Origin of the sequence: Paenibacillus alkalitolerans, assembly GCF_016482785.1 — a bacterium.
GTDB lineage: Bacteria > Bacillota > Bacilli > Paenibacillales > YIM-B00363 > Paenibacillus_AE > Paenibacillus_AE alkalitolerans.
The window spans coordinates 221,381-234,063 of the sequence record NZ_JAEMXM010000001.1; the positions used below are offsets into that span (position 1 = coordinate 221,381).

The window sequence follows — 12,683 nt, forward strand, 5'->3', positions numbered from 1 at the left end:
TGATGCGATGAAAATTGAAGCAGGAAGGAACGCGATCGGAGGAAGAAGCTTTCTTCCTCCGATCTTATTGCTGGTTGGCTTCTTGTTTATTGCCGCGGGTTTGCAGGTTGTCGCCGGCTCACCGGCGGTTTCTTGGCGGGAGCTGCCGGGCATTGTGTTCTGGGACGAGGGCGGTGAGCTGCAGCGAACGGTCGTCATGGAGATTCGTATGCCAAGAGTCGCGCTGGGATTTCTGGTCGGAGCAATGCTCGGGGCGGCAGGGACGCTCATGCAAGGTGCGATGAACAACGCTCTGGCCGGACCGGAGCTGTTAGGCGTTTCGGCGGGAGCGTCGCTTGCATTGGCTGTGATTACCGTGCTGCATTTGCCGGTATCCGTACAACTGCACCCGTTGTTTGCGCTCTGGGGCGGTCTCGTTGGCGGATGCTGCGTGGTGCTTGCAGCCCGCGGAAGCCGGGGAGCGCTCGGTATGCTTCTGATCGGGATGTCCGTGTCTGCGATCATGAACGGGCTGCTCGTTCTGCTCATTTCGCTCGGGACGAGCAATGATGTAAATATGCTCTACCTGTATTTGCTCGGTTCTCTTGCAAACCGCAATTGGGATCATGTGCTGCGCATCATGCCTTGGTTTCTCGCAACGCTGCCGGTATGCTTGTTTTTTACCAGGACCATAAACTTGCTTCAGCTCGGCGACGATACGGCAGCCGGACTTGGCGTGAAAGTGGGACGCTCAAGGGTTGCCATTTTTGCGCTTTGCGCAATTCTAGTCGCTGTTACCGTGTCGCAGAGCGGACCAATCGGTTATATTGCTTTGTTGGCTCCTCATATCATCCGCACCTTGCTAAGGATGGCCGACGCGCGGATCGTTCTCCCGCTAGCTATGCTTTGCGGAGGCGTTCTGCTCGTTACGGCCGATATGGCGGCACGTCTATTGCTTTATCCGATCGAAATCCCGGTCGGAATTTGGACGACGCTGCTTGGCGGCAGCTGCTTTCTATTCCTGCTGTTAAGAAGGCAAGGAGGCGGATTTCATGGGTGACCGAAATGCGTCGGCACGTTCGGGAAAGATGGTCCCTCTAGTTTTTTTCATCTTGGCTTTCGGGGTCGTCCTCTTGTTTATATTGCATATCGGCTATGGGAAGACTTCATTCACACCGAAAGAAGTAATACTGGCGCTCTTTAATCTTGGGGGAGACGACGGGGCTCGTCACATCGTATGGAATCTACGCTTTCCACGCGCCTTAGTCGCGGTTGCCGCCGGCGTAATGCTCGGCATTGCGGGCGCAATCCTGCAGACGATTCTCCGCAATCCGCTGGTCGAACCGGGATTGGTCGGCGCTTCCTCCGGTGCAGTGTTGTTCGCCGTTCTTTGGGGGATCGCTTCGGCAGGTTGGAATGCTGGAAATAAGCTGCTGCAATTCGTCGCTCTCGCCGGCGGCCTAGGCGCAGCCGTACTCGTATTTGCATTGAACGCGAACCAGAGAGGGAACAGTGCCAGACTCGCACTGGTCGGCGTCATCGTTACTTCGATTCTTCAGTCGACGACTTCGCTGCTCCTCCTTCAGAACCAACAAGGGCTTACTTCCATCTTCCTGTGGCTGTTCGGATCGCTGAACGGAAGAGGGTGGAGCAGCTGGTCTTCAATATGGCCATGGGCCTTAGCAGGAACGCTGCTGGCATTGGCGTATGCGCGAAAGGCGGATATTTTACGGCTTGGCGATGAAATGGCCGCAGGATTGGGACTAGCCGTAAACCGAACGCGATTTGTGCTGCTCTTGATTGCTTCCGCGCTGACGGCGGCTGCAGTATCCGTCGTCGGAGCAATCGGTTTTATCGGGCTGATCGGACCCCACATTGCGGGCTTGCTCGCGGGGAGGAGTCCGGCGGTGTTGTTCCCGGTCAGCGGATTGATGGCGGCATTCCTTCTGCTGGCTTCCGATTGGATCGGGCAGAGCATCACGATCCGCCTTCCGCTGCCGGGCATGGAAAACCATACGACGAGCTTGCCGGTCGGCGCCGTCACTACGCTGCTCGGAGCGCCGTTCTTCTTGTATTTGCTGCGTAAGTCGCTTGTTAGAATGTAAAATGAGACGGTATAAAAACCGATGGCCGACCCGTTGAGCGTGGAAGCAATAAGACGTATACTAGATTAGGAAGAAATTGAGACTGTGTCCGTGGAGTGGTATGTATTTTATGGAAATTAAGGTAGACGATTTAACCGGATCAAAGGTAATTGCGCTTATTAAGGAACATCTTGAGAGTATGTCATCCCAATCCCCGCCCGAAAGCTGTCATGCCTTAAATGTCGAGGAGCTAAGAAAACCGGATGTAACGTTCTGGAGCGCTTGGGAACAAGATGAACTGCTTGGCTGCGGTGCGCTGAAGGAGCTTGACGGGGAACATGGCGAAATAAAATCAATGCGGACATCTTCATCTCATCTAAGAAAAGGCGTAGCCAAGCGAATCCTTGAACACATCATTGAAGAAGCCAGGCGTCGCGGCTATAAGCGGCTAAGTTTGGAAACGGGCTCCATGGATTCTTTCGAACCGGCTCGAAGGCTATATGCAAGCTTCGGGTTTCAATATTGCGCTCCGTTTGCCGATTACATAGAGGACCCAAACAGCGCATTTATGACCAAGGAATTATAAGAACAGCGCCACCGTTGAACACCGCTTCAGCGGTTTTTTTCTAATTAACTAGAAAGGAGCATTTTGCATTGACCGATATGCTCACTTAAATGAAAAATCTGAAAAATCGATTGAACAAGACATGGGGGGTTCAATCCGTTGAACCCGCCGGAGACATACTTAAGCACGATGGGAAGCTATATTTGATTGCCGGCGCGTTTCAGGATGCGGCGAACGCAGTAAATAAAGCCAAACAATACATTCAACCCGATGCCAGTAAAGATGCGATGGTCTCTTCGCATAATGAAGTTTTCAAAGAGAGAAATAGAGAGTTGGTAAAGCAGATGATGAAGTAATTCCGAATATCGAAGAGTCAAGCGCCAATGGGAATTTATCGGATAGGGCTATGTTCGAGGCCTTGATATCAGGAGGCCAAGAACATCGTCCTTTTTTTCTTCTTTTGTTGACAATGATAATCATTATCACTTACTATAACAAAAGAATGATCAATCGGATATCCGGTAAGCGATATGCATTGTTCCGGTGACTGTATGTATGTCGCTACTTTAATTGGGGGCTAAAAAAGGTTGTGCTTAACCAATGAGTTCAGACACCTTTGTGGTAAGCATCGCGGATTACCAGCTTGAAGAGTATTTGAGATGTCCGCACAAATATTACAACAAGTACATACTACGCAAAAACACGGATCATCAGAACTGGAAGCAGCTCGTTCAATACGCGGTCAATCATGCAATCCATGAATATTATTCTCTTCCGGCGGAGAGCCGCATTGACAAGGGATAGGGATTACCCTATACTACTTTCGTTAGTGATAATGATTATCATTATCTTAGACATTACTGGAATTGAGAGGGGTTTGTTTTTCACATGCTTGCATCCCAGACAAAGTTATTAGTAATACTCGTCCTGATCCTAACTACATCGCTTTTAGGCTGCTCCAAACAAAATTCAACGTCGGTTGAGGGGACAGGTGCAGCTCAGAAGGAGAAAACGATCACGATTTCATGGCCAAGAGACATCGGACCCATGAATCCGCACGTTTACAACCCTTCTCAATTGATTGCGCAATCGATGATTTATGAACCGCTCGTTACGTATACAGAAGGCGGGAAACTTGAGCCGCATTTAGCCGAATCTTGGACGATATCGCCGGATGGAAAAGAGTATACATTCAAGCTTCGCCGTAACGTCAAGTATTCGGACGGAACGATATTTAACGCAAACAACGTGAAGAAAAACTTTGACGCGATTATGATCAACGCCGAAAATCATAGCTGGCTCGGTGTCTTTAATGTGCTGGATAAGACTGAGGTTATTGATGAATACACATTTAAGATGACGCTGAAGCAGCCGTATTCCCCTGCATTGCAGGACTTGACTGTCGTACGCCCGGTGCGCTTTCTCGGAGATGCCGGCTTCCCTGATGACGGCGACACGTCCAAGAGTGTGAAGCAGGCGATCGGTACAGGACCATGGATGCTGACGAATTACAAGAAGGATGAATATGCCGAATTTACCCGCAACCCGAATTACTGGGGTCAGAAACCAAAGGTTGATAAAATCGTCATCAAAATCATTCCTGACGGAGAGACCCGCGTTCTTGCTTTTGAGAAGGGCGAGCTGGACTTGATCTTCGGCGAAGGCGCAATCAGCATGGATGCGTTCAAACAGCTGAAAGCTAGCGGGAAATATGAAACTACCCTATCTGAGCCTGTCGCTACAAGACTCATTGCGATGAATACGAAAAGAGAAGCTTTGTCGGACATTAAGGTACGCGAAGCGCTGCAGTATGGCTTTAATAAAAAAGCGATGGTCGACGGAATTACTGGAGGCTTGGAGGAAAACGCGGACAACATTTTGTCCAAAAATTTCCCTTACACGAACATCGATGCCACGCCATTAGATTACGACGTTGAAAAAGCGAAGGCTTATTTGGATGATGCGGGCTGGAAGCTGCCTGCAGGCAAGACGGTCCGTGAGAAAGACGGAAAACCGCTTGAGCTTGAGTTAATTTACGAGAAGTCGGATCAAATTCAGAAGCCGATGGCCGAAACGCTGCAAGCAGAATGGGCGGCAATCGGGGTTAAGCTGAAAATTACCGGGCTTGAGCTGACCGAGCAGATCAAGCGGTGGCGCGGCAATGAATTTGATTTGAACTTCACGAGCAACTACGGAGCGCCTTACGATCCGCACTCGTTCATACATATTGTGAAGGAGAAGGGCTTCGGCTTCTCGGATGCGCTGTCGAACATCTCAGGCAAGCAAGAACTTGACCGGCAAATCAATGAAGCTCTTCTTTCCACGGATGAGACTGAACGCAAGGAGCTTTACAGTGCAATCCTGAAACATTTGCAAGAGCAATCGGCATTGGTGCCGCTCTCTTATATTAAAAAAACAGCGGTTTATCAAAAAGATGTGACCGGATTTGCATTCCCGGCCAACCGTGAGGACCATCCGTTTAACGGAATCGATACCGGCAAGTAATCATAGGGGAGGCTTGACATGGCTGGCTATATAGTAAAACGGATTTTTGCCATCATCCCCATTTTTCTTTTTGCCACCTTACTATCATTTACAATGATCCATCTTTCGCCGGTCGATCCGGCGGAAGTTTATTTAACCGTCGCCCATATTCATCCTACAGATAAGGTATTGGCACAGGTCAGGCATGAATTCGGCCTGGATCAGCCGTTGATAGTTCAATATGTTCAATCTATTCTGAAGATGTGCCGGCTTGACTTCGGCACATCTTATATTACGAAGGAACCCGTTTGGCAGGAAGTAGTGCTGCGAATGCCGGCGACGCTCCAGCTTGCTTTCGGCAGTATTGTTATGGCTGTTTTCGTCAGCGTGCCGCTCGGTTTTTTATCTGCGATATATAAGAATAGCTTTATAGATCATCTAACAAGAATGATCGCTTTTATTGGCGCCTCGATTCCGCAGTTTTGGCTTGGTTACCTGCTGATTTTCTTCTTGTCTCTGAAGCTGGATTTATTGCCGGTTCAAGGGAAAGGGACATGGGCGCACTTGATATTGCCGTCAATGACGCTCGCTTTGGGGCTTATCGCGATATATTCGCGGTTGCTGCGCAGCAATGTTCTCGAGCAACTGCATGAGTTCTATGTGCTCTATGGAAGAGCCAGAGGCTTGCGGGAGCGGCTTATTATGAGCAAGCATGTACTCCGCATTGCGATTTCGCCGATGATTACGGGTCTTGGCATGAACATGGGGAAGCTTCTGGCCGGGACCATCATTGTGGAGCAGGTCTTCTCTTGGCCGGGGTTCGGTCGATATTTTGTCGAATCGATCTTTAACCGGGATTTGCCGGTTATCCAATGTTACGTGTTTCTTGCGGCTTGTCTTTTCATCTTATGCAACCTTATCGTGGATTTGCTGCAAATGATGCTGGATCCCCGAATATCGCGGAAAGGAAGAGCCGAACATTGATTGCGTTAACTCGAGTCAGCCTTAAAAGCCCAAAAACTGTACCGGTATGCTTATCTGTTCTGCTTGTCCTTCTTCTCATCACGGTATTCGCTCCGTGGCTTGCACCGCATGATCCGATCCAGGTTAATCTGGCGAACAAGCTGCAGCCTGCTTCGCTTGACTATCCATTGGGCACCGATCATTTGGGCCGCTGCAACCTTTCCCGTCTGTTATATGGAGCACGCTACTCTTTAGGTTTTGCCTCTTTAATTTTTATCGCTTCCTTGGGAATCGGTCTGGTTATCGGTTCTATTGCCGGGTATAAAGGCGGGTTCATTGATTATATTTTGATGCGGTTTTGCGACGGAGTGATGGCATTTCCGAGTCTCGTGCTTGTTCTTGGCCTGGTCGGAATATTCGGGCCCGGCCTCATGCAGGTCGTATTTGCGATGATGCTGGTGCAGTGGGTATATTATGCAAGGATGTTTAGGGGGATGATCGTTAGCTTAAAGGAGCGTCATTTTATAACGGCGGCCAAGATCAGCGGGTCCTCGGAGCGGAAAATCATTGTACGCCATATGCTTCCTAACGTGCTTCCCCCGATAGCCGTCATGGGAACTTTGGAGATGGGATGGGCGATTATGGATATTTCGGCCCTTTCCTTCCTGGGACTCGGCATTCAACCGCCCGCCCCGGAGTGGGGGGCTATGATACATGAAGGGAAAAACTATATTCGAAGCAATCCGGAATTAATGGTCTACCCCGGAATGATGATTCTGCTTGTCGTCATTTCATTTAATATGCTGGGGGAGGCGTTGTCGGACCGTTTCAGTGTCAAACGACGTTTTGAAAAGTGGTGAGACGACTTGAACCAAGAACAGGGCAACATATTGCAGGTTACCGACTTGAGAGTTATGGTAGAAACGCCGCGAGGCATGCAAAGCCTCGTTCACGGCATCGATTTTGAGCTGAGACCGGGCCGTGTGCTTGGGCTTGTCGGCGAAAGCGGCAGCGGCAAAACGATGACTTGCCTCTCGATCATGCAATTGCATGATCGGAAAACGATGTGCGTTGAAGGCGGCATTCGCTTGAACGGACGCGAGCTGAACGGACTTCGAGCCGAGGAGATGCGCCGTATTCGCGGAAAGGAGATGGGGTTCATCATGCAAAATCCGATGAATGCCTTCTCTCCCGTCTTTTCCATCGGCAATCAATTCGTCGAAACGATCCGGGCGCATACGGCTTTCAGCAAAAAGCAATCGCTTGAATTGGCAGCAAGTGCGTTGCAGGATGTGAATTTGCCCGACCCCTTCATGCTCATGCGGAAATATCCCTTTGAGCTAAGCGGCGGCATGCTGCAGCGGGCGATGATTGCACTAGCGATGTGTTTGCGGCCATCGCTGATTATAGCGGATGAACCGACGACAGCGCTCGATACGGCAAACCAGTTGCAGGTGCTGTGCCTTCTGGAGCGCATCCGTACGGAATATGGGACAGCAATACTGCTAATCTCGCACGACTTGGGCGTCATTGCGGAAATGGCAGACGAGGTCGCCGTTATGCAGCGGGGAGAAATAGTGGAGAAAGCTGATGTTTACGAGCTGTTCGATCATCCGAAGCATCCTTACACAAAACAGCTGATGGAAGCTCGTCCTACATTGCAGATGAATGAGCGGATCGAGGAGCTTGTCATGTCATGAATGCGCACGGCAGACAGAGACGGGCTATGTTCACGAGGCCGAGAAAAGGGGATGGTCGCATGAGTTTGCTGGAGGTAAAAGACATTACACATAGCTTTGCCTCAACCGGTTTTTTTCGGCGATATACTCGGAAGGTCAAGGTGCTTTCCGGTATTTCCATTTCGATTGAACAAGGCCAGTGTTTGGGTCTTCTCGGAACGAGCGGAGCAGGAAAAAGCACGCTGGGCAAAGTAATTTTAGGCCTTGAGAAACCGCAGAGGGGTAATGTGATATTTCAAGGCGTCGACTTGTATAATGCGGACCCGTCCGCCCGCAAACAGCTGCGCCGCGATCTTCAAGTCGTATTTCAGGATTGTTATTCTTCGGTCAACCCGCGGATGACGGCGGAGCAAATTATAGCGGAGCCGTTGCAAAACTTCGAGAAGCTGACTCCTATGGAACTAAAACGAACGATCGGAGAGCTGCTTGAAAGAGTCGGACTTGAACCGGAGGATATGCGCAAGCAGCCGCATCAATTTAGCGGAGGACAGCTGCAAAGAATCAATATTGCAAGAGCGATTGCGTTAAAGCCGAAGCTAATCGTTTTGGACGAGGCTGTAAGCAGTCTTGATATGGTGACCCAATCGCACATTTTGAAGCTGCTTAGCGAGTTAAAGTCATCGTATGGCCTTTCTTATCTCTTTATTACGCATGACATTAAAGCCGCTTACGCGATTTCTGACGCTATTGCCGTTATGGAACAAGGGGAAGTTATCGCGCGTTGTACGGATAAAGCGGAGCTTCTCAAACTCAACCATCCCAGTGTAATGAAATTGCTCGGCTCGATGCTGGCAGAGCATCCGCGGGATCGAAATTTCTCGGGATTAGAATGAGCCGGTGAACTCCCGCGCATGAATTGACTGAAAATTATAAGTATGAAACAATTATTTGAGGTGAGTGTATACATATATTGGAAGAAGCAAACATTAACTGTGGCTGTCATGCATATGGAGAGGAATAAACTAATGTACAAAAAAGGAGATACGATGACAGAGCAAAAAGCAATTATAGATACAGGATGGAACTTCGATAACAGTTATGCCCGTCTGCCGGAAATATTTTTTACAAGGCTTAATCCAACCCCTGTACGCTCACCGAAGTTGATCATTCTTAATAATTCGTTGGCGGCATCCCTTGGGTTGAACGCTCAAGCGTTGGAATGCAACGATAGCGTAGCGGTGTTTGCCGGAAACCGGATTCCCGAGGGAGCTTTGCCTCTTGCTCAAGCTTATGCAGGCCATCAATTCGGGCACTTTACCATGTTAGGGGACGGCCGGGCTCTGCTGATTGGCGAACAGATCACTCCGCAGGGAGAACGGGTCGATATTCAGCTTAAGGGCTCAGGCAGGACGCCATACTCCCGCGGAGGCGACGGTCGGGCGGCTCTTGGACCGATGCTGCGAGAATACATTATCAGCGAAGCAATGCATGCGCTTGGTATCGCCACCACTCGCAGCTTAGCGGTAGTGACAACCGGTGAACCGGTCATCCGCGAAACCGAGCTGCCTGGTGCAATTCTCACCCGAGTGGCTGCAAGTCATCTCCGCGTCGGCACCTTTCAATATGTTTCGAGATGGGGCACTGTTGATGATCTTCGGGTGCTGGCGGATTACACATTGCAAAGACACTACCCGGAAGTTGACGCCGATGAAAACCGCTATCTTAGTCTGCTTCAGGAAGTGATCAAACGCCAAGCCGTGCTCATTGCCAAATGGCAGCTCGTCGGCTTTATTCACGGGGTGATGAACACCGACAACATGGCCATTAGCGGTGAAACCATCGATTATGGTCCTTGCGCCTTCATGGATGCCTATGATCCGGCAACGGTATTCAGTTCCATTGACATTCATGGCCGTTATGCCTATGGCAATCAGCCGCATATTGCCGCGTGGAACCTCGCGAGGTTTGCTGAAACGCTATTGCCGCTGCTGCATGAAGACGAGGAGCAAGCTGTGAAACTGGCCGAAGATGAGATTTCTAACTTTGCCGAGTCGTTTCACCGGAATTGGCTTACGGGAATGCGGGCAAAACTCGGAATCTTTAACGAAGAACCGGAAGATGAATCCCTTATTGAAGGCCTCCTTAGTATGATGCAAAAGTATCGTGCGGACTACACCAACACGTTCCGCGCATTAACTTTTGATGAAAAGCCGGAGGATATGGCTCTGTTCGGCACCGCGGAGTTTGCTCAGTGGCATGAGCAGTGGAAGGAGAGATTAAGCAGACAGCAGGAACCAAAAGACTCCTCGCAGCAGTTGATGCGAAGCAGAAATCCCGCTTTAATCCCTCGCAACCACCGGGTAGAGGAAGCGTTGGAAGCTGCGGTGGAACGAGGAGACTACAGCGTCATGGAAAGGCTTCTTGATGTTCTATCGCGACCCTACGCGCACTCCCCCGAACAGGCCGATTACTGCACGCCGGCTGCACCATCAAACCGTCCTTACCGAACCTTTTGCGGTACCTGAAATAGAAAAACTTTATAAATAAGTTGTTTTTGGAAAAGGGCATACTATTTAGCCCTTTTTCTGTTACGCTCAGTTAGACAAAATAGCGCCATCTTACAGCTTCCGGGTTCCAGCGGTAGTCCGTTTCGACAGAGAACATTGCAATGGCTGCCTCATGGCAGCCTTGTTCATTTACCAGTATGGCGCTATGATAAATTATCGGCAAATATTATTCGAAGGAGCCTGTATCCATGTGGAAAGAATTCAAAGCTTTTGCACTTAAAGGCAATGTAGTGGACCTTGCCATTGGTGTGATCATCGGTGCCGCATTTGGAAAAATCGTCACTTCTCTAGTCAATGATCTGCTGATGCCCATTATCGGTCTGCTTGTCGGCGGCATCAATCTGAGTGATCTTCATATCAAGTCAGGAGAAACTATATTAAAATATGGATCGTTTTTCCAGACAGTGCTTGATTTCTTTATAGTTTCATTCTCCATCTTCTTGTCTATAAAAGTCATCAACAAATATAAACGAAAAGAAGAAGCGAATCCCGACGTACCGCCACCGCCGAGCAAAGAAGAAATCTTGCTTACCGAAATACGGGATTTGTTAAAACAAAAAAATTAATCCGAGGAAAACGGTTGGAGAGGGTGATCCAAGATCATGCAGGAACCGAATAAAACCTACAATACAGCGGTTGAAGCATTTCTTGAAGTCATCGGAGGCAAGTGGAAGCCCGTCATACTATTCCACCTCACATTCGGTAAGAAGCGTAATGGCGAGCTAATGCGCCTATTGCCTGACGTAACGCAAAAAGTGCTGACCCAGCAGCTAGGGGAACTTGTGAAGGATGGAATCGTAGCCCGGATTTCTTATAACCAGGTACCGCCGAAGGTCGAATACGAGTTGACCGACTACGGTTGGCGACTTAAAGATATCCTTCATCTCATGTGCAGATGGGGCGACATGCATATTGAAAGAGTTTATGGGGATAGAGGCAGGGTTCTTTTCAAACCGCCGCATTCCGGCAATTAAGAGTTATACCGGTCCCTGATCATGAGGAACCGGTACCGTGCGAATATTAATTGGATTAAGGAATTACTTTGCGCTGGCGGAAGTCTTCAAAGATGTCCATAAACATCTTCTCTGTATCGACGAAGTCATGGAAGCCGAAGCGGCGCGCTTTTGAGCTGTCGGCAAAAAAGTCGTAATCCCAAGCAAACACGAAATCCCCGAAACGCCAGGAGGAAACGTCTTTATAGCCGTTATTCTCCAATCCGTACTTCTCAACCATGGATTTCCAAAGCGGCTCCTTATCGGCCATAACCACCTCCAATGACATTGGTAACGGCGGGGCTGTTTCGAGTTCGAAAAACGCCGCGATCTTGGGCCAAAGCTCGTTCCATCGGAAAAGGTCGCCATTTGTGATGTTAAACGCCTGATTCGCGCATCCTGCATCGGTCGCCGCCCAGACCGTCGCACGAGCCAACAACCCGGCATCGGTCATTTCCAGCAGGCTATGATAAGCCCCCGGCTTCCCGGGAAAACGGAGCGGCAAGCCCAGTTCCTTCGACATGGAAGCATAAATCGCTATGACCATCGCCAGGTTCATTGGATTGCCGAGTGCAAATCCGCAAACAACCGACGGTCGAAGGGCGGACCAAGTCCAGGTGCTTCCCGGTTGCCGCTGTTCGAGGAAAAGTTGTTGATCGACGTTGAACTCGGGCGGCATATGGTAGGCGTCAGTTTCCTTTGCGGGTGTCTTGAATGGACCGAGATGAGCGCCGTACACCTTGTACCCTTGCATAAGACTGATATGCTGCAGGTTCGGGGCGACCGCTTCTACCGCGTTGACCACATTCACAAGCATGGATAGATTAGGTTGAACGAGCTCGGCCCAAGTAGGGCGGTCTTGATATGCCGCGTAGAAGATATGGGTGACCTCGGTTAATGTGCCCAGCTTCTCTCGGGTTTCATCTTCGTTAAGCAAATTCACCGGTACATACCGCAAACGACCGGTGTCATCTCCGCAGCGTCGGGATACTCCAATGACGTTCCAATCGGAAAGTGTAAGCAGATAATTAATGAGATTCCGTCCGATTACTCCATTGGCTCCAACGACTAATGCGGTCTTCATTGTTTCAATTTGATCTGATTTCATTAGGTTTCTCCTCCTCACCTTCAACTGATGAATATTGTGGAATAGAAGAAGGGAGATGTATAGTACGCACTTTCAAGTCATATACGCACTTGAAAGTAACTTAGCGTAATCCTTTCAATTTTAATAGGTTTTCATGATCAATACCGTGACAGGGCGAAGTTAATAAAAGAGGAAGGTTTAAAAAGGGCTCGCGAATTAGCTGCTACCTTCTAGAGAGTTGTCGGAAAGATTAACATAATCTTTAGAACGAGCTAATATTCTT

The 12,683-nt window shown here is 49.4% G+C and carries 13 protein-coding genes and 1 pseudogene; 13 read left to right on the plus strand and 1 reads right to left on the minus strand.

The window, feature by feature from the left end; all coding sequences use genetic code 11:
• The first annotated feature begins 7 nt into the window (after positions 1-7).
• The 13 genes and pseudogenes from JET16_RS00990 (at position 8) to JET16_RS01050 (ending at position 11,295) form a co-directional block, all read left to right on the plus strand.
• Entirely contained in the window at positions 8-1,039 is a 1,032-nt protein-coding gene (locus JET16_RS00990) for a FecCD family ABC transporter permease (protein WP_199613728.1), read from the plus strand.
• The gene (locus tag JET16_RS00995; RefSeq protein ID WP_199613730.1) at positions 1,032-2,084 is read left to right on the plus strand and encodes a FecCD family ABC transporter permease; all 1,053 of its coding nucleotides are present in this window, start codon (positions 1,032-1,034) and stop codon (positions 2,082-2,084) included. The genes JET16_RS00990 and JET16_RS00995 overlap by 8 nt, the downstream gene beginning before the upstream one ends.
• Positions 2,085-2,193: 109 nt before the next feature.
• Positions 2,194-2,649, plus strand: coding sequence for a GNAT family N-acetyltransferase (locus JET16_RS01000; protein ID WP_199613732.1), 456 nt, complete (start codon positions 2,194-2,196; stop codon positions 2,647-2,649).
• A gap of 143 nt (positions 2,650-2,792) precedes the next feature.
• Positions 2,793-2,984: pseudogene (locus JET16_RS01005) on the plus strand (thioredoxin reductase); the annotation flags it as partial.
• Between the two features lie 244 nt (positions 2,985-3,228).
• Positions 3,229-3,432 carry a hypothetical protein gene (locus JET16_RS01010; RefSeq protein WP_199613733.1) on the plus strand — a complete coding sequence of 68 codons (204 nt, stop codon included), beginning with the start codon at positions 3,229-3,231 and terminating at the stop codon, positions 3,430-3,432.
• 84 nt (positions 3,433-3,516) lie between these two features.
• The gene (gene nikA, locus JET16_RS01015; RefSeq protein WP_199613735.1) at positions 3,517-5,133 is read left to right on the plus strand and encodes a nickel ABC transporter substrate-binding protein; all 1,617 of its coding nucleotides are present in this window, start codon (positions 3,517-3,519) and stop codon (positions 5,131-5,133) included.
• Positions 5,134-5,151: 18 nt separating this feature from the next.
• Positions 5,152-6,096: a nickel ABC transporter permease subunit NikB gene (nikB, locus tag JET16_RS01020; RefSeq protein WP_199613737.1), complete on the plus strand. Its 945-nt coding sequence runs from the start codon at positions 5,152-5,154 to the stop codon at positions 6,094-6,096.
• A complete protein-coding gene (gene nikC, locus JET16_RS01025; protein WP_233530919.1) occupies positions 6,093-6,935 on the plus strand; it encodes a nickel ABC transporter permease subunit NikC in 843 nt (280 codons plus the stop codon). Before nikB ends, nikC begins: the two co-directional genes overlap by 4 nt.
• A 54-nt stretch (positions 6,936-6,989) precedes the next feature.
• Positions 6,990-7,775, plus strand: a complete 786-nt coding sequence (locus JET16_RS01030) for an ABC transporter ATP-binding protein (RefSeq protein ID WP_199614241.1) — start codon at positions 6,990-6,992, stop codon at positions 7,773-7,775.
• A gap of 59 nt (positions 7,776-7,834) precedes the next feature.
• Complete coding sequence (gene nikE, locus JET16_RS01035; protein ID WP_199613741.1) at positions 7,835-8,647, plus strand: nickel import ATP-binding protein NikE; 813 nt, start codon at positions 7,835-7,837, stop codon at positions 8,645-8,647.
• A gap of 153 nt (positions 8,648-8,800) precedes the next feature.
• Positions 8,801-10,279, plus strand: a complete 1,479-nt coding sequence (locus tag JET16_RS01040; protein ID WP_199614242.1) for a protein adenylyltransferase SelO — start codon at positions 8,801-8,803, stop codon at positions 10,277-10,279.
• 230 nt (positions 10,280-10,509) lie between these two features.
• Positions 10,510-10,887, plus strand: coding sequence for a large conductance mechanosensitive channel protein MscL (gene mscL, locus JET16_RS01045; RefSeq protein WP_199613743.1), 378 nt, complete (start codon positions 10,510-10,512; stop codon positions 10,885-10,887).
• A gap of 36 nt (positions 10,888-10,923) precedes the next feature.
• Positions 10,924-11,295 carry a winged helix-turn-helix transcriptional regulator gene (locus JET16_RS01050; protein ID WP_199613745.1) on the plus strand — a complete coding sequence of 124 codons (372 nt, stop codon included), beginning with the start codon at positions 10,924-10,926 and terminating at the stop codon, positions 11,293-11,295.
• A 55-nt stretch (positions 11,296-11,350) separates the two neighbouring features.
• Here the strand turns inward: JET16_RS01050 and JET16_RS01055 are convergent, their stop codons facing one another.
• The gene (locus JET16_RS01055) at positions 11,351-12,421 is read right to left on the minus strand and encodes an SDR family oxidoreductase (protein WP_199613747.1); all 1,071 of its coding nucleotides are present in this window, start codon (positions 12,419-12,421) and stop codon (positions 11,351-11,353) included.
• Between the last annotated feature and the right edge of the window lie 262 nt (positions 12,422-12,683).

Bases quoted from the DNA above. Each gene is read 5' to 3' on its own strand.
- JET16_RS01050 (WP_199613745.1), top strand. From the start codon at position 10,924: ATGCAGGAACCGAATAAAACCTACAATACAGCGGTTGAAGCATTTCTT.
- JET16_RS01040 (WP_199614242.1), top strand. From the start codon at position 8,801: ATGACAGAGCAAAAAGCAATTATAGATACAGGATGGAACTTCGATAAC.
- mscL (WP_199613743.1), top strand. From the start codon at position 10,510: ATGTGGAAAGAATTCAAAGCTTTTGCACTTAAAGGCAATGTAGTGGAC.
- nikA (WP_199613735.1), top strand. From the start codon at position 3,517: ATGCTTGCATCCCAGACAAAGTTATTAGTAATACTCGTCCTGATCCTA.
- JET16_RS00990 (WP_199613728.1), top strand. From the start codon at position 8: ATGAAAATTGAAGCAGGAAGGAACGCGATCGGAGGAAGAAGCTTTCTT.
- nikE (WP_199613741.1), top strand. From the start codon at position 7,835: ATGAGTTTGCTGGAGGTAAAAGACATTACACATAGCTTTGCCTCAACC.
- JET16_RS00995 (WP_199613730.1), top strand. From the start codon at position 1,032: ATGGGTGACCGAAATGCGTCGGCACGTTCGGGAAAGATGGTCCCTCTA.
- JET16_RS01030 (WP_199614241.1), top strand. From the start codon at position 6,990: ATGGTAGAAACGCCGCGAGGCATGCAAAGCCTCGTTCACGGCATCGAT.
- JET16_RS01055 (WP_199613747.1), bottom strand. From the start codon at position 12,421: ATGAAATCAGATCAAATTGAAACAATGAAGACCGCATTAGTCGTTGGA.
- JET16_RS01000 (WP_199613732.1), top strand. From the start codon at position 2,194: ATGGAAATTAAGGTAGACGATTTAACCGGATCAAAGGTAATTGCGCTT.
- JET16_RS01010 (WP_199613733.1), top strand. From the start codon at position 3,229: ATGAGTTCAGACACCTTTGTGGTAAGCATCGCGGATTACCAGCTTGAA.
- nikB (WP_199613737.1), top strand. From the start codon at position 5,152: ATGGCTGGCTATATAGTAAAACGGATTTTTGCCATCATCCCCATTTTT.